Source organism: Streptomyces tatrensis (assembly GCF_049310065.1).
Lineage (GTDB): Bacteria > Actinomycetota > Actinomycetes > Streptomycetales > Streptomycetaceae > Streptomyces.
This window is the reverse complement of record NZ_JBMDLB010000011.1, coordinates 3,560,577-3,575,006: the sequence shown is the minus strand read 5'-3', so window position 1 is coordinate 3,575,006 and position 14,430 is coordinate 3,560,577. Positions and strand designations below refer to the sequence as shown.

Sequence of the window (14,430 nt, the reverse complement as noted above, 5' to 3'; positions counted from 1 at the left end):
GGGGGCGCGCCGCGCGCCCGGTATGTCCCCCTGTCGGTACGGTCCGCGCCATGGACACCCTCATCTTCGGCGGCCTCCTCGCCACGCTGATCGCGATGTACCGGGACGCCCCGCGGTTCGTGGTGCTCGGCGCCTGGTGGCTCATGCTCCTCGCCGTGATCCTGCTGATGGCGCACCACATCACCAGCAGCCTCGCCCTCACCTTGAGCTACTGACCGTGGCCGCGATGTCCAGCCTCCTCCCGGAGGCGCAGCTGGAGGGCGGCCTGCTGGGCCGGGTCCAGTTCTGGTTCGCGTGCGTCTTCGCCATCGGCTGGACCGGGGTGGTGTGCGGCGGGCTCTTCTACCAGTTCGGGCTGGGGGAGTACCCGTGCCCGCTCTGCATCGTGCAGCGGATGTTCATGCTGATGGCGGCGATGGGGGCGGCCCACATCGTCCGGACGGCGCTGTCGCGCGGGGCGGTGACCGGCCGCGACTACATGATGGGCTGGGGCCTGTCCCTGGTCGCCGTGATCGCCGGCTCGTTCGCCTCGTGGCGGCAGACGATGCTGCACGTCCTGCCGGGCGACAAGGGGTACGGGAGCGAGGTGTTCGGCCTGCACCTCTACGTCTGGGCGTGGATCCTCTTCCAGGCCTCGGTCGTCGCCGTCGGCATCGTCCTGGCCTTCGCCCACGCCACCGCGGACCGGGCCGTCCCGGCCGAGGACCCGGGACCGTACCGCACGGTGGGGCTGGTCGCGCTGTGGTTCCTGGGGCTGGTGCTCGCCGTGAACCTCGTGGCCGTCTTCCTGGAGGAGGGCTTCCACTGGTTCCTGCCGGACGACCCGACGCGCTATCAGTTCTTCTACGACGTGGGGATCCTGGGCTAGCCGAGGACCAGCTGCGGACTAGCTGAGGTTGGCGCGGAGTCGACGCCTTCCGCGCGGGAATCCGTACGACCTGCTTGAGTGGGGCCGCCCTTCTCGTGGGCTCCTTCGGTTCTTCTGTCCTCTGTCCTTCCGTTCTTTCCTTTTGTGAGGGGAAGCCGTCATGCGCTACGCAGTCCTCGGCACCGGGATCGTCGGCCGTACGGTGGCCGCCCGGCTGCTCTCCCTCGGCCACGAGGTCGTCATCGGCACGCGGGACCCCGCGGCCACGCTCGAACGCAGCGAGTACGCCGCGTGGCAGCAGGCCCACCCGGCGGCGGGCCTCGCCCCCTTCGCGGAGGCGGCGCGGTTCGGCGAGACGCTCGTCAACGCCACGGGCGGGCAGGTCAGCGTGGCCGCGCTGACGGAGGCGGACGCCGCGCACCTGGACGGCAAGATCCTGATCGACATCGCGAACCCGCTGGACTTCTCCCGCGGGTTCCCGCCCGGGCTCGACCCGGTCGACAGCGACAGCCTGGGCGAGCTGATCCAGCGGACCTTCCCGGGGCTGCGCGTCGTCAAGACGCTGAACACGATGAACTGCCAGGTCATGGTCGATCCGGCCAGGGTCCCCGGCGACCACACCGTGTTCCTCTCGGGTGAGGACGCCGGGGCCAAGAAGGCCGTACGGGAGCTCCTGTACTCCTTCGACTGGCGCGAGCACACCGTCATCGACCTGGGCGGCATCGAGACGGCCCGCGGTACGGAGATGCTGCTGCCGATCTGGCTCCGGCTGATGGGGGCCCTCGGGCACACGGAGTTCAACTTCCACATCCAGGGCGTGAACCGGACGGAGTAGCCCGGCGCCCGGACGGAGGCGGAGATGTTGCCGCCCCCCGCACCCGCGCTCAAGGTGGCCGTGACGAAAGGAGCCGCGCATGAGAGTCATGCTCAGGGCCCACTTGGACACGGCGGCGACGAACGAGGGCATCAAGAGCGGCGCCCTTCCGGCGGCCATGAAGAAGCTCATGGACACCGTGAAGCCGGAGGCCGCCTACTTCGGTCTCCACGAGGGCGTCCGGTCCTGCTGGATGGTCTTCGACCTCCAGGACAGCGCCCAGATGCCGCCCCTGATGGAGGACCTGTTCCTCCAGTTCAACGCCGAGCTGGAGGTCGGCCCGGTGATGAACGCCGAGGATCTGGCGAAGGGGCTGGCGGCGATGAAGAGCTCGGGCTGAGTCCCGCTCCCAGGACCCGGTCGGCGGCTGCCCACGCCAGCAGCGCGGAGGCGGCCGCGGCCGCGCACGAGACGGCGAAGGCCGCCCGGTACCCGTAGGCCGCGGCGAGCGGACCGGAGGCCGCCGCCGCCAGTGCCTGGCCGATGATCAGACCGCTGCCGGCCAGGGTCATGGCCTCGCCCATCCGCCGCGCGGGACCGGCCCGTTCCACGAGGCCGAACAGGGCGATGAGGTGCGGGGCGACGACCAGCCCGATGCCGGCGACGGCGAAGGCGGCGCCCCACAGGCCGGAGACGGCGAGCAGCGGAAGCGTCAGCAGCGCCTGGACCGCGATGGTCCGGCGCAGCCGGGCGGTCAGGCCGGCCGTCCCGGGCCGGGCCACGGTCACGAAGCCGGCGACCGAGCTGGTCACGGCCATGGCGGCCCACACGAGCCCGGCGGCCCCGGGGGAGCCGACCGCCACGGCGAGCGCGTTGACCCCGGTGTTGGCCCCGCTCCACGCGGCGCCCTGCAGGACGGCGACGACGAACAGCAGCCCGAGCCCCGGAGACCACAGTCGTACGTCGGCCCGCGCGGCGGAGCCCGGTCCCGTCGGCCCGGGCGCCGTGGGATGCAGGGCGAAGAGCGTCCCGAACACCAGTCCCAGGGCGGCCGCGAGGAGCAGCGCCGACGCGGGATGGACGGTCACCGCGAGGATCCCGGCCAGCGCGGGCCCCACCATGAAGCCGACCTCGTCGAGGGTGGTGTCGAAGGAGAGCGCGGCCCCGACCAGGGCCTTGTCCTCTCCGGCCAGCCGTACCCACCGGGCCCGGGCCAGCGGCCCGATCTGCGCCGCAGTGAGACCGGCGGCGACGGCGAGCGCGATGCGCGCGGCGAGCGGCAGCCCGCCGAGGACGGCGGCGACGAGGGCGAGGAGCACGGCGGCGTTCGCGGCGCAGGCGACCAGCAGCACGGGCCGGTGGCCGCGCCGGTCGGCGAGCCGGCCGATGACCGGGCCGCCCAGGGCCTGGCCGAGCCAGAGGGCGGCGGCGATGGTCCCGGCGTCGCCGATGCCGTCGCGTTCGTTGATGAGCAGCAGGGTCCCGATGGGGCACAGCGCGGCGGGGAGCCGGGCGAGGAACCCGTAGACGGGCAGGGCCCGGCCGCCGAGGGCGAACACGCCGCGGAAACCGGCGGGGGCGGGCATGGGGGACTGCGTGGGCATGGACAACCTCCAGCCGCACGCCGACCCTCCCGTTTCTCCGGCGCGCGCCGTTGCCCGTTGGGCGGGAGGCTAGCGCCGGAACGGCCGGTTCGGAAGGCGTCTCATTCGGTGTCCCCGGAGGTCAGCCGCTTGGCCTGGGCGCGGCCGACCTCGGCGGCGCGGTGCAGGTAGTCGGCGATGACGGCGAGTTCGGCGTCGGAATAGCCCTGCAGTACGGCGCCGAAGGCACGGCCGGGCGTCTCCCAGGCGGCGCCGATCCGGTCGCGGGCGGCGGGGGCGAGGGCGACGAGGGAGCGGCGGCGGTCGTTCGGGTCGGCGTGCCGCTCGACGACGCCGGCCTTGACCATGCGGTCCACGAGGCGGGTGGCGGAGCCGGAGGTCAGGCCGGTGAGGCGGGCGATGTCACCGGTGCTGACCGGGTCGGGCTCCATGTCGAGGAGGGCGACGCACTGCATGTCGGTGGGGTGCAGGCCGACGTGGTCGGCCATGGCCTGGTTGAAGAGCGAGTAGTCGGCGTAGTGCCGCTGGCTCTCGGTGACGATGCGCGCGAGCAGCTCGGCGCGGGTCCACTCATCACTCGAACGAGCGTAATCGGTTGACATCGGCTTCTCCGGGGTCCAAATTTATCTGTGTGGCGCAGAAGTTGCGTCACACAGAATCTGCGTCACGTATTCAGTCTAAGACAGGAAGAGCAGGAATCCGCCATGTCGAACAAGTCCATGTCGAACACGTCGAGCGCACCGCAGGCGCCGCAGACCCTCGTCACCGGTGGCCGCGGCTCCATCGCCCGGGGTCTCTCGTCCCGCCTCGCCGCCCACGGTGTCCCGCACCGCCTCGGATCCCGAGAGCCGGACACACCCGGCACCGTCCACTGCGACCTCACCGACCCGACGACCTTCCCCGAAGCCCTCGCCGGCATCCGCTCCGTCTTCCTCTATGCCGAGGCCGCCGCCATCGACGCCTTCGTGAAGGAGGCCGTCAGCGCCGGCGTCGAACACGTCGTCCTCCTCTCCTCCTCCTCGGTCCTCGCTCCCGACGCCGCCGACAGCCCGCTCGCCGCCTCCCACCTGGCGGTGGAGCAGGCCCTCCTCGCCTCCCCGCTGCGGACGACGCTCCTGCGCCCCGGATCCTTCGCGAGCAACGCCTTCGGCTGGGCCTGGCCGATGAAATCGGGCCGCCCGGTCCATCTGCCGTACCCGGGTGCGTACAGCGACCCGGTCCACGAGACCGACCTCGCCGAAGCCGCGTTCGCGGTCCTCACCGACCCCTCGCTCGGGGGTCGCGCGTACACCCTGACCGGGCCGCGGACGCTGACCTTCGCCGCCCAACTGGCCATACTGGGCGACGCCGTCGGACACTCCATACCCTTCGAGGCGGTCTCGCGCGAGCAGTGGAAGTCCGAGGTCGAGGGCTACATACCGGGGCCGTACGCGGAGGCCCTGCTCGACTTCTGGGCCGCCTCCGACGGCCTCCCGGTCGACCTCACCGTCGACCTCGAACGCCTCACCGGCCACGCGCCGCGCACCTTCGCGACGTGGTGCGCGGACCACGCGGACGCCTTCCGGGGCTAGCGACTCAGGGCCCCCGACCGCGCTCGCCGGAAAAGGTGCGTGCTAGCGTCCGCCGATTGATCGATTTCCCAGGGGGGAACATGCGAAGGCTTTTGGGTGCTGGTGTCGCGGTTGCGCTGCTGGTCACCGGCGGTATAGCGGGTGCGGGCACGGCCGTGGCGGCCGGGGATCCGACGTTCGGCTTCGACGGAGTCTCGGACAAGGTGCTGATGCCCGGCGAGGGCCGGGTCTGGTTGGCGCCGGAGGGCGCCGGCGGGCAGAACGACGGGGAGCCGGACGGCACGTACGTCTATGTGCTGAGCAAGAAGCCGCTCACGGATGCCGGCTGGTCCGGCGGCGGGGTGCCGACGGGTCTGAAAGTGGATCCGACGGACGAGTGTGCGCCGAAGACCGGCATGGTCGGGGTGTACTTGTGTGACCTGAAGTACATGAGTTTCCCCTCGCCCGAGATATCGGCGGCGAGCAGCACGGTGAACGGCGCGACGGTCTACTACGGACTCGTCTACGTGCCGCGTGGGGCCAGCATCACCGCGGGTATCAAGGAGGCGCAGACCGCGGGGTCGCAGCCGATGAGTAACCGTCGGGCGCACGCGACCGTCACGGTGAAGTCCCAGGCGCACGTCGCGCAGAACACGATCGCGCTGTCGACGCCCACGCTGCCGGCCGGTGGTTCGGTGAAGCACACGGTGAAGCTGCACGCTGTCGACAAGGGTCGGTTGCGCCTGTATGCGTCCCCGGCACCGGGCTTCCGGTACTGGGACGAGGGCGAGCGGAAGATCACCGTCGCCGGTCTCGACGCCGGTGGCGCCGCCGGGGCCGACTGCTACCAGACGGTCGGCGAGTTCGATGGCCTCGGGTGTGACATCAACAAGCCCGGCGACTACACGCTCACCTACACGCTGAAGGCGCAGGCGACCGCGCCGGCCTGGAAGCTGCGCGTCAGCGCGGCTTATGAGGTGTACACCTTCGGCACGGGCAATCCGGAGAAGACGTCGGACTTCGCGGTCGCCAGCTCGACCCCGGTGACCCAGCGCTTCCGGCTCATGGCCCGTGACGCCGAGGGCTGGCTGTGGGACTACCGGGGCACGGGCAAGGCCGCCGAGCCGTTCAATCCGACCGACCCGGTCGGCGGCAGCTTCGACTGGAACCAGTACACCGCGCTGACCAGGCTGGGGCCGGTGACCGTGCAGAGCACCGGGCGGGGTGCGGTGGGGCGGGACAAGGCCGGGGTGCTGTGGCTCCACCCGACCTCGGGTGACGGCGGCATCTTCAAGGACCGGATCAAGGTCGGCGGCGGCTGGAGCATCTACAACACGCTCGTTGGTGTCTCCGACGTGACCGGCGACAAGAAGGCGGACCTGCTGGCGCGGGACACCTCGGGCGGCCTGTGGCTGTACCCGGGCACGGGCCTGAACGCGACGCCGTTCGGGAGCCGGGTGAAGATCGGCAGCAGCTGGAACATCTACGACCAGCTCGTCGGCGGCGTCGATCTGACCGGTGACGGCAAGGCCGACCTGGTCGCCCGGGACAAGGACGGCAAGCTGTGGCTGTACCGGGGCACGGCGTCGGCTTCGAGCCCGCTGGCGAGCCGGCAGCAGATAGGCACCGGCTGGCAGATCTACAACTCGATCGTCGCGCCGGGTGACCTGACGTCCGACGGCAAGGCCGACATGGTGGCCCGGGACAAGGCCGGCGTCCTGTGGCTCTACAAGGGCACGGGCGTCGCGTCGCAGCCGTTCGGCTCGCGAGTGAAGGTCGGTGTCCTCGGTACCGGCTTCGGTAGCTACAACCTGCTGTTCTGAGAACGCGGAAGGCCCCGATCCGCTCTCGCGGATCGGGGCCTTCCCACAGGGTGAGTGACGGGACTTGAACCCGCGGCCACCTGGACCACAACCAGGTGCTCTACCAACTGAGCTACACCCACCATGTCCGGTCGGAAAACCGACCGGCCGAAGAAAAGGGTACAGGGTCCGGGAGGGTGCTCGCTCCCTCCTTTCCCCGCACCCCTCTCCGGTGGGTGCTAGGCGCCGGGGACGACGTGCTTGGCGGCGATGGTGCGCGCCGTGTCCGAGTCCGGACCGGGCTGCGGTACGAAGACGGCCTCCCGGTAGTAGCGCAGCTCGGCGATGGACTCCTTGATGTCCGCGAGCGCCCGGTGGTTGCCGTTCTTCGGCGGGCTGTTGAAGTAGGCGCGCGGGTACCAGCGGCGTGCCAGCTCCTTGATCGAGGACACGTCCACGATCCGGTAGTGCAGGTACCCCTCCAGCGCGGCCATGTCGCGCAGCAGGAAGCCGCGGTCGGTGCCGACCGTGTTTCCGCAGAGCGGGGCCTTGCGGGGTTCCTTCACGTGTTCCCGTACGTAGGCCAGGACCTGGGCCTCCGCATCCGCGAGGGTGGTCCCGCCGGCCAGCTCGTCGAGCAGGCCGGACGAGGTGTGCATCTCGCGCACCACGTCGGGCATGGTTTCCAGGGCCGCGTCCGGCGGGCGGATCACAATGTCCACGCCTTCGCCGAGCACGTTGAGCTCCGAGTCGGTGACCAGTGCGGCCACCTCGATAAGTGCGTCGTCCGTCAACGAGAGCCCGGTCATCTCGCAGTCGATCCACACCATGCGATCGTTCATGCGCCCCACCTTATGCGGAAGGTCCCCCGCAACGGTGACCACCGAGGTGACCACTGATGCGAGGGACCTTCCAGGGACCTCGTTACGCGTGCTCGCGCAGCACCCGGCCCGGGGCGTACAGCTCCGTCACCGTGGGACCGGCCGCGGCCAGGGCCGCGGCCGCCCGCTGGGGCTGCGGAGTGCGCTGGTGCGGGACCGGCGAATCCGACAGCTGAGCCACCTGGACCACGTCCGCCTGCGGGCGGCGGGCCCGGTAGGCGGAGCGGTAGGCCGCGGGGGAGGACCCCAACTGGCGGCGGAAGTGCCCGCGCAGCGCGACCGGCGAGCGGAACCCGCAGCGTCCGGCGACCTCGTCGACCGAGTAGTCGGAGGTCTCCAGCAGCCGCTGCGCCTGGAGCACCCGCTGGGTGATCAGCCACTGCAGCGGCGCGCTGCCGGTGAGCGAGCGGAACCGCCGGTCGAACGTGCGCCTGCTCATGTAGGCGCGCGCCGCCAGCGTCTCCACGTCGAACTGCTCGTGGAGGTGCTCCAGCGCCCAGGCGACGACCTCGGCCAGCGGGTCGGCGCCGATCTCCTCCGGCAGCGACCGGTCGAGGTAGCGTTCCTGGCCACCCGTGCGGCGCGGCGGGACGACGAGCCTGCGGGCCAGTGCTCCCGCCGCCTCGCTGCCGTGGTCCGTGCGCACGATGTGCAGGCACAGGTCGATTCCGGCCGCGGTGCCCGCGGACGTCAGCACGTCGCCGTCGTCGACGAACAGCTCGCGCGGATCGACGTGGACGGACGGGTAGCGCTTGGCAAGCGTCGGCGCGTACATCCAGTGCGTCGTCGCGGGCCGGCCGTCCAGCAGACCGGCGGCGGCAAGCACGAATGCCCCCGTGCACAGTCCGACGATCCGGGCCCCCTCCTCGTGCGCCAGACGCAGCGCTTCGAGCGCCTCCGGCGGCGGCGGGGAGGTGATGGAACGCCACGCGGGAACGACGACCGTGCCTGCCCGGGCGATCGCCTCCAACCCGTATGGCGCGGTCAGCTCGAGTCCGCCGGTGGTCCGCAGCGGACCGTCCTCACCGGCACACACGAGCAATCGGTAGCGTGGAACTCCCGCGTCCTGCCGGTCAATGCCGAACACGGAAAGTGGAATGGAGCTCTCGAAGATCGGTCCGCCGCTGAAGAGCAGCACCGCGACGATCTCCCTGCGGCGACGCCCCGCGAGCTTCCTGCCGTCTACGACGACGGCGGTGGAATCCTGGCTCATGGCGCTAAGCCCCCCTTGGGTGTCGCGACTCCTTGGTCTGGTCGCACCTGCACGTATCCCCTCGGCCTTGCACGTGGCTCCCCCGCCGTAAATACATGATCGAATCTACTGCGTCCCGTGGTGTCGGCGTGACAAGTTCAGCACGCAGCGCTATGTCGACTTGGCAACTTGGCGAAAAGCATTCGATCAGGAAGCGTTCCACTCCGCTACCCGGGTGGAAAGCGCACTGTCCGGCCATGGCCAGTACTCGTAGGGTCAAAGACCCCCTGTGGCGGTGTAGTCGCTGATGGTGAGGGGGTCGGGGGGACATTCCGGCAAGGGGGGTGACCTGCCGGGAAGTTGGCTGAAAACATGCGGGTGTGGATGTGCGAATAAGTCAGTCCTGGGGGGACATCCCAGGGGAAACCTGACATCCGCGCTGGCTTGCGGCCCCCGCGCGCGAGTGCCGGCCCCGGTGCGCGGGCGTCAATCGGTCCTCTGCGAGGACCCGGGCGGCATTCCGCTCCGTCCGCTCGGAGTGGCGCAGCAGGGCCCGGCAGGCCGCCGTGACGGCCGCGAGGCCCAGGGTGGCGACGGCGGCCCCGCCGAAGGAGGTCCCGTAGACGACGAGGACCACGGGGACGAGAAGGCAGCTGAAGGCCGCCCAGCGCACCACGTCACCCGCGGGGTCCTCCTGGGGCCGCCGAGCGGCCGGCACGGACGAGTGAAGGGGCGGGGGCGGCATGTGGACGGACTGTGTCGGCTGAGCGGGCGACTGAGCGGGCTGGACGGGGTGAACCGGACGACCGGGCACGGCGTGCTCCCTGCGGGCTCTTCCTGGACGGTCGGACTCCTGTCCAACGGCGTGCGGCGCGGCTCGGTCACTGCGCGCACGGGTGGCGCACACCCGATGGGGTGCTCCCCGTCACTGGCTGTAGGGGGCAGCGGACATTGCCAAGGAGGCGCTGCTGCGGCATGCTCCCTGGGACGCTCTCCAAGGGCGGCATGACCTGTGCAGCACAGGAGTGTCGCCGTACCCTGGTGGGTATGGGCTTGGGAAGATGCTTCCCGGACAGAGCTCGGTCACACTGAGTTGTCGTTTTCTGGAATCGTCCCGCTTGAATCGTCGCTTCCGCCTATTGGCGCCCCGTCCCCTTGTCCCTTCCCCTGAGGACCTCTTCGCCGAGACACCCATGGCCGGTCACGAATTCTCCGAACCCGCGGACCGTAAGCGCAAACGCCTCGCCGATCCCGAATCGGCCGACCTGCGCGCGGTGGAACAACCACGCCATCCCTGCGACCCGGCCTTCCGGCACGGGGTCGTGGTGGGCTTCGACGGATCCACGTCCAGTGAGCGCGCCCTCGCGTACGCGATCGGGATGGCCCGTCGCTCAGGCTCCGGTCTGATCATCGTCCACGTCGCGAACCGGCTGCCCACCACCGTGTGGGCCGGCTGTGAGCCGCCGGTCTTCGTGGACGTGCCGGACCACCGCACCGAGGTGCTGGGGCTGGAGCTGGCCTGCGCGGACTACCTCTCCGAGGTTCCGTGGATCCTCGTCGAGCGGGGCGGGGACATCTGCCACGAGCTGGAGGAGGTCGGCCGGGAGTACTCGGCGGACGCCATCGTGGTCGGCTCCACGCACGGCATCGTCGGCCGGATCTTCGGCTCGGTGGCGGGCCGGCTAGCGAAGCGGGCGCAGCGACCGGTCGTTGTCATCCCGTAACCGACTGTATGTCGATTGTGCGGTTGTGCACCCCCATGTAAGGGGTAGATAAAGACTGCTGGGACGCAGCAAACAACTGCAGATCGAAGGGAGCCCGCCGTGGACAATGGTGTCTCTGCGGGAAGCACGGCCTCGACTTCGACCCTCGGGCACATCGCCCTGGGTCTCACCCTTCTCGCGTTCGGTATCGGGACCACCGGCATCATCGACGGTGTCACCGCGGCCAACTCCGTGTCGCTCGCCATGTACCTCGGCGGCCTCGCGCTGTTCGTCCTCGGAGTCCTCGAGTACCGCGGCGGCAACGGCTTCAACGGCACGGCCTTCGCGGGCCTCGGCACCTTCTGGTTCATCTGGGCCAACGGGGCCGACGGAAAGGTTTCGGCAGACGCGGCCGGAATGTTCCTCGTGCTGTTCGCCATGCTGGCACTGACCCTCACCGCCGCGGCCTCGGGCGGACTGTTCGGTCAGGGCGTGTACGGCCTGTTCACCCTCTCCCTGCTGCTCCTGGCGATAGGCACCTTCGCCGAGAGCGACGGGCTGGCCAAGGCGGCCGGCTGGGTGGCGGCGCTCTCCGGACTGCTGGCCTGGTACGGGGCCACCGCGGCGCTGGCGAGCTGGCCGATGGCCTTCGGGAAGGGTTCGCGCGGCGCGGTCGCCGCGAGCTGACGGACCCCGCACCACACGCATCGCGCACCACACGCATCACGCACACACGCACACGAAAAGGCCCCCGGGGGATCCCCGGGGGCCTTCCTCGTCTCTGCGGTCCGCGGGACCGGTTCGACCTACTCGACGGTGACGGACTTCGCCAGGTTGCGCGGCTTGTCGATGTCCCGGCCCATGGCCAGGGCCGTGTGGTACGCCAGCAGCTGCAGCGGGATGCCCATCAGGATCGGGTCCAGCTCGTCCTCGTTCTTGGGCACGAGGATCGTGTGGTCGGCCTTCTCCTGCTTGGTGTGGGCGACCGCCAGGATCCGGCCACTGCGGGCCTTGATCTCCTCCAGCGCCGCGCGGTTCTTCTCCAGCAGGTCGTCGTCCGGGACGATCGCGACCGTCGGCAGCGAGGGCTCGATGAGGGCGAGCGGACCGTGCTTGAGCTCGGAGGCCGGGTAGGCCTCGGCGTGGATGTAGGAGATCTCCTTGAGCTTCAGGGAGGCCTCCAGGGCCACCGGGTAGCCCCGGACGCGGCCGATGAACATCATCGACTTGGCCTCGGCGTACTCCGCGGCCAGCTTCTTGATGTCCTCTTCGCCGTCCAGGATCTCCTGGATCTGCGCGGGCAGCTTGCGCAGGCCGTCGATGATCCGCTTGCCGTCGGTGACGGACAGGTCGCGGATGCGGCCCAGGTGCACGGCGAGCAGCGCGAAGGCCACGACCGTGTTGGTGAAGCACTTGGTGGAGACGACGCAGACCTCGGGGCCGGCGTGCACGTACACGCCGCCGTCGGCGGCGCGGGCGATCGCGGAGCCGACCACGTTGACCACGCCGAGGACGCGGGCGCCCTTGCGCTTGAGCTCCTGCACGGCCGCGAGCACGTCGTACGTCTCACCGGACTGGGAGACCGCGATGTAGAGGGTGTCGGGGTCCACGACCGGGTTGCGGTAGCGGAACTCCGAGGCCGGCTCGGCGTCGGCGGGGATGCGGGCCAGGCTCTCGATGAGGCCCGCACCGATCAGGCCGGCGTGGTACGAGGTGCCACAGCCCAGGATCTTGACCCGGCGGATGCCGCGCGCCTCGCGCGGGTCCAGGTTCAGGCCGCCCAGGTGCACGGTGTTGAAGCGGTCGTCGATCCGGCCGCGCAGGACGCGGTCGACCGCGTCGGCCTGCTCGGAGATCTCCTTGTGCATGTACGTGTCGTGGCCGCCCATGTCGTAGGAGGCGGCCTCCCACTCCACGGTCTCGGGCGTGGCGGTGGTCGTCGTGCCGGAGGTGGTGTACGTCCGGAAGTCGTCGGCCTTCAGGGTCGCCATCTCACCGTCGTCGAGGGTGACGATCTGGCGGGTGTGGGCGACGAGCGCGGCGATGTCCGAGGCGACGAACATTTCCTTCTCGCCGATGCCGAGGACGACCGGGGAGCCGTTGCGGGCCACGACGATGCGGTCGGCGAAGTCGGCGTGCATGACGGCGATGCCGTAGGTGCCCTCGACGACCTTGAGCGCCTCGCGGACCTTCTCCTCCAGGGTGTCGGCCTGGGCGCGGGCGATGAGGTGGACGAGCACCTCGGTGTCGGTCTCCGAGAGGAAGACGACCCCGTCGGCCTCCAGCTTGGCGCGCAGCTCGGAGGCGTTGTCGACGATGCCGTTGTGGACGACGGCGACCTTGTTGTCGGCGTCCAGGTGCGGGTGCGAGTTGAGGTCGCTCGGGGCGCCGTGGGTGGCCCAGCGGGTGTGGGCGATGCCGGTGGTGCCGGCGAAGCGCTTGGGTACCCGGGACTCGAGCTCGCGTACGCGGCCCTTGGCCTTGACGACCTTCAGGGCCGCGGCCTTCGGGCTGTTGACGACGATGCCCGCGGAGTCGTAGCCGCGGTACTCCAGTCGCTGCAGGCCCTCCAGCAGCAGCGGTGCCACGTCACGCTTGCCGATGTAACCCACGATTCCGCACATAAGGTCTTTCCCCTCCTGAAGTTCGGTTGCTCTTGCCGCCGCCCGGATCCCCGGCGGATGGTGCTCAGTTCTGTACGACTCGGCCGTGGACGACTCAGCCGTAGACGATGCGGCGCAGTTGCCGGAGCGAGAGCTCCGGCGGCGCCACGGCGCGGTGCGGCAGTTCGGCCGCGATCCGCTCGAAGATGTCCGCGTTGACCGCGCCCCCGGACTGGAGCTCACGGTGGCGCCGACGGACGAACTCCTCGGTGCTCTCGTCGAAGTACGCGAGGACGTCGAGCACCACTCGGGCGGCTTCGCCCCGCTGGAGCGAGGTGCTGCGCATCAAGTGGTCGACGAGGTCGTCGTGCGACGGGCGGCGGTCGGGCATCCGTCGATATTGGCGGTACGAGCCGCAGAACGCAAAAATCCTGCCCGGAATCGGGCAGGATATCGCTGGTCTGGACCAGAGGAGGGGTTGATTCCGGTCTTCGCTGCTCAGAAACGTCCCAAAATCGCCGCTTTCGCCGTCGTGAACTCCTCGGCCGTGAGGATCCCCGTCTGGTGCAGCTCTCCCAGCTCGCGCAGCCGGCGCAGCAGGGCGTCGTGGTCCTCCGCCGCCGGGGCGGAGCCCAGGGCGGGCCGCGCTCCGGACTTCGCCCCGGTCTCCGGCCCCGGGCCGGGCGCCGCCGGGTGCGGCATGCGGACCGCGACGGCGGCCGCGACCAGCGCCATCAGGGGGTCCTTCTTGAGCCCGTACAGCTCCACCGTGTAGGGGTCGTACTTCGGTGGCGCGCTCTGCACGGGGGCACCCGCCAGGGCGAAGCGGATCCACCCGTTCTCCAGCCCCCGGGACGGGGCCCACTCCACCGACCGCAGGTCCGCGACCCGGAACTCCCGGGCCCCGCCGGACCTTTTCGCCTCCTCCGCCGTCCAGCTCCACTCCAGGGACAGCCGGTCCCCGTCGAAGGCCACCGTCCCGTCGCCCGCGCCGACCGTGATCGGGACCGCGGGACCCGGCAGGAGGTAGGAGTCGGCGGGCCCGGGATCCACCTGGTCCAGCAGCAGGGCGGCCCGCACCGCGTCCACGAAGTAGTCCGCCACCCCGCTGCGGTCCGCTTCCACGGTCAGCCGGTACGGATCGGAGGCCTCCGGCAGCCGGCCGCCCGTGACCTGGAGCAGCGGGTCGGCGCCGTCACGCAGCCGCAGGCGCAGCCGGCCCGCCTTGCGCCCCGGTTCGTAGGAGATCCCGGCCAGCGCGCGCAGCGGGACGAGCACCTCGCCCAGCGTCTGGCGCAGCAGTCCCACCCCCTTGTCGCGGCCCGGCACGATGCGCACCGCGTCCCCGTCGAAGGTCCATGTGCCGTCCTTCTGGATGATTTCCGCCATCCTTGGATTCTTGCATCGGCCCCA

Annotated in this window: 16 protein-coding genes and 1 tRNA gene; 8 read left to right on the top strand and 9 right to left on the bottom strand. The window is 70.6% G+C overall.

The window, feature by feature from the left end:
* Window positions 1–50: 50 nt before the first annotated feature.
* The 4 genes from ACODT5_RS31930 to ACODT5_RS31915 all read left to right on the top strand — a co-directional run bounded on the left by ACODT5_RS31930 (window position 51) and on the right by ACODT5_RS31915 (window position 2,082).
* Window positions 51–215 (top strand): DUF5993 family protein, encoded by a 165-nt coding sequence (locus ACODT5_RS31930; protein ID WP_250741276.1) that lies wholly within the window; start codon window positions 51–53, stop codon window positions 213–215.
* 11 nt (window positions 216–226) lie between these two features.
* Window positions 227–868, top strand: coding sequence for a disulfide bond formation protein B (locus ACODT5_RS31925; protein WP_422522599.1), 642 nt, complete (start codon window positions 227–229; stop codon window positions 866–868).
* A gap of 160 nt (window positions 869–1,028) precedes the next feature.
* Complete coding sequence (locus tag ACODT5_RS31920) at window positions 1,029–1,703, top strand: NADPH-dependent F420 reductase (protein WP_422522598.1); 675 nt, start codon at window positions 1,029–1,031, stop codon at window positions 1,701–1,703.
* A 79-nt stretch (window positions 1,704–1,782) separates the two neighbouring features.
* A complete protein-coding gene (locus ACODT5_RS31915; RefSeq protein ID WP_422522597.1) occupies window positions 1,783–2,082 on the top strand; it encodes a hypothetical protein in 300 nt (99 codons plus the stop codon).
* Here the strand turns inward: ACODT5_RS31915 and ACODT5_RS31910 are convergent.
* Complete coding sequence (locus ACODT5_RS31910) at window positions 2,000–3,286, bottom strand: MFS transporter (protein WP_422522596.1); 1,287 nt, start codon at window positions 3,284–3,286, stop codon at window positions 2,000–2,002. The two genes, ACODT5_RS31915 and ACODT5_RS31910, sit on opposite strands and share 83 nt — an antisense overlap.
* Before the next feature lie 101 nt (window positions 3,287–3,387).
* Window positions 3,388–3,888: a MarR family winged helix-turn-helix transcriptional regulator gene (locus tag ACODT5_RS31905; RefSeq protein ID WP_422522595.1), complete on the bottom strand. Its 501-nt coding sequence runs from the start codon at window positions 3,886–3,888 to the stop codon at window positions 3,388–3,390.
* Between the two features lie 102 nt (window positions 3,889–3,990).
* Here ACODT5_RS31905 and ACODT5_RS31900 point away from each other — a divergent pair, with 102 nt between their 5' ends.
* Together ACODT5_RS31900 and ACODT5_RS31895 are read left to right on the top strand one after the other, a co-directional pair.
* The gene (locus ACODT5_RS31900) at window positions 3,991–4,857 is read left to right on the top strand and encodes an NAD(P)H-binding protein (protein WP_422522594.1); all 867 of its coding nucleotides are present in this window, start codon (window positions 3,991–3,993) and stop codon (window positions 4,855–4,857) included.
* Window positions 4,858–4,937: 80 nt separating this feature from the next.
* The gene (locus ACODT5_RS31895; RefSeq protein WP_422522593.1) at window positions 4,938–6,659 is read left to right on the top strand and encodes an FG-GAP repeat domain-containing protein; all 1,722 of its coding nucleotides are present in this window, start codon (window positions 4,938–4,940) and stop codon (window positions 6,657–6,659) included.
* Window positions 6,660–6,708: 49 nt separating this feature from the next.
* Here ACODT5_RS31895 and ACODT5_RS31890 read toward each other — a convergent pair.
* The 4 genes from ACODT5_RS31890 to ACODT5_RS31875 all read right to left on the bottom strand — a co-directional run bounded on the left by ACODT5_RS31890 (window position 6,709) and on the right by ACODT5_RS31875 (window position 9,456).
* Window positions 6,709–6,781, bottom strand: a tRNA-His gene (locus ACODT5_RS31890).
* Between the two features lie 96 nt (window positions 6,782–6,877).
* A complete protein-coding gene (gene orn / locus ACODT5_RS31885; protein ID WP_266877785.1) occupies window positions 6,878–7,480 on the bottom strand; it encodes an oligoribonuclease in 603 nt (200 codons plus the stop codon).
* Between the two features lie 82 nt (window positions 7,481–7,562).
* The gene (locus tag ACODT5_RS31880; protein WP_422522592.1) at window positions 7,563–8,732 is read right to left on the bottom strand and encodes a helix-turn-helix domain-containing protein; all 1,170 of its coding nucleotides are present in this window, start codon (window positions 8,730–8,732) and stop codon (window positions 7,563–7,565) included.
* Between the two features lie 376 nt (window positions 8,733–9,108).
* Window positions 9,109–9,456 (bottom strand): hypothetical protein, encoded by a 348-nt coding sequence (locus ACODT5_RS31875; RefSeq protein ID WP_422522591.1) that lies wholly within the window; start codon window positions 9,454–9,456, stop codon window positions 9,109–9,111.
* 448 nt (window positions 9,457–9,904) lie between these two features.
* Between ACODT5_RS31875 and ACODT5_RS31870 the strand changes: the two genes are divergently transcribed.
* Both ACODT5_RS31870 and ACODT5_RS31865 read left to right on the top strand, forming a co-directional pair.
* Window positions 9,905–10,435 carry a universal stress protein gene (locus ACODT5_RS31870; RefSeq protein ID WP_214951587.1) on the top strand — a complete coding sequence of 177 codons (531 nt, stop codon included), beginning with the start codon at window positions 9,905–9,907 and terminating at the stop codon, window positions 10,433–10,435.
* Between the two features lie 99 nt (window positions 10,436–10,534).
* Complete coding sequence (locus ACODT5_RS31865; protein WP_388505055.1) at window positions 10,535–11,101, top strand: GPR1/FUN34/YaaH family transporter; 567 nt, start codon at window positions 10,535–10,537, stop codon at window positions 11,099–11,101.
* 119 nt (window positions 11,102–11,220) lie between these two features.
* On the opposite strand, the gene glmS is transcribed toward ACODT5_RS31865, so the two are convergent.
* The 3 genes from glmS to ACODT5_RS31850 form a co-directional block, all read right to left on the bottom strand.
* Window positions 11,221–13,038 carry a glutamine--fructose-6-phosphate transaminase (isomerizing) gene (gene glmS, locus ACODT5_RS31860; protein ID WP_385372618.1) on the bottom strand — a complete coding sequence of 606 codons (1,818 nt, stop codon included), beginning with the start codon at window positions 13,036–13,038 and terminating at the stop codon, window positions 11,221–11,223.
* A 94-nt stretch (window positions 13,039–13,132) separates the two neighbouring features.
* A complete protein-coding gene (locus tag ACODT5_RS31855) occupies window positions 13,133–13,408 on the bottom strand; it encodes a hypothetical protein (protein WP_422522590.1) in 276 nt (91 codons plus the stop codon).
* Between the two features lie 107 nt (window positions 13,409–13,515).
* Window positions 13,516–14,406 (bottom strand): DUF4429 domain-containing protein, encoded by an 891-nt coding sequence (locus ACODT5_RS31850; RefSeq protein WP_422522589.1) that lies wholly within the window; start codon window positions 14,404–14,406, stop codon window positions 13,516–13,518.
* Window positions 14,407–14,430 lie beyond the last annotated feature (24 nt).

What these genes read in the sequence shown, in the direction of transcription:
- ACODT5_RS31930 (WP_250741276.1), top strand. Translation starts at nt 51, where the DNA reads ATGGACACCCTCATCTTCGGCGGCCTCCTCGCCACGCTGATCGCGATG.
- ACODT5_RS31925 (WP_422522599.1), top strand. Translation starts at nt 227, where the DNA reads ATGTCCAGCCTCCTCCCGGAGGCGCAGCTGGAGGGCGGCCTGCTGGGC.
- ACODT5_RS31920 (WP_422522598.1), top strand. Translation starts at nt 1,029, where the DNA reads ATGCGCTACGCAGTCCTCGGCACCGGGATCGTCGGCCGTACGGTGGCC.
- ACODT5_RS31915 (WP_422522597.1), top strand. Translation starts at nt 1,783, where the DNA reads ATGAGAGTCATGCTCAGGGCCCACTTGGACACGGCGGCGACGAACGAG.
- ACODT5_RS31910 (WP_422522596.1), bottom strand. Translation starts at nt 3,286, where the DNA reads ATGCCCACGCAGTCCCCCATGCCCGCCCCCGCCGGTTTCCGCGGCGTG.
- ACODT5_RS31905 (WP_422522595.1), bottom strand. Translation starts at nt 3,888, where the DNA reads ATGTCAACCGATTACGCTCGTTCGAGTGATGAGTGGACCCGCGCCGAG.
- ACODT5_RS31900 (WP_422522594.1), top strand. Translation starts at nt 3,991, where the DNA reads ATGTCGAACAAGTCCATGTCGAACACGTCGAGCGCACCGCAGGCGCCG.
- ACODT5_RS31895 (WP_422522593.1), top strand. Translation starts at nt 4,938, where the DNA reads ATGCGAAGGCTTTTGGGTGCTGGTGTCGCGGTTGCGCTGCTGGTCACC.
- orn (WP_266877785.1), bottom strand. Translation starts at nt 7,480, where the DNA reads ATGAACGATCGCATGGTGTGGATCGACTGCGAGATGACCGGGCTCTCG.
- ACODT5_RS31880 (WP_422522592.1), bottom strand. Translation starts at nt 8,732, where the DNA reads ATGAGCCAGGATTCCACCGCCGTCGTCGTAGACGGCAGGAAGCTCGCG.
- ACODT5_RS31875 (WP_422522591.1), bottom strand. Translation starts at nt 9,456, where the DNA reads ATGCCGCCCCCGCCCCTTCACTCGTCCGTGCCGGCCGCTCGGCGGCCC.
- ACODT5_RS31870 (WP_214951587.1), top strand. Translation starts at nt 9,905, where the DNA reads ATGGCCGGTCACGAATTCTCCGAACCCGCGGACCGTAAGCGCAAACGC.
- glmS (WP_385372618.1), bottom strand. Translation starts at nt 13,038, where the DNA reads ATGTGCGGAATCGTGGGTTACATCGGCAAGCGTGACGTGGCACCGCTG.
- ACODT5_RS31855 (WP_422522590.1), bottom strand. Translation starts at nt 13,408, where the DNA reads ATGCCCGACCGCCGCCCGTCGCACGACGACCTCGTCGACCACTTGATG.
- ACODT5_RS31850 (WP_422522589.1), bottom strand. Translation starts at nt 14,406, where the DNA reads ATGGCGGAAATCATCCAGAAGGACGGCACATGGACCTTCGACGGGGAC.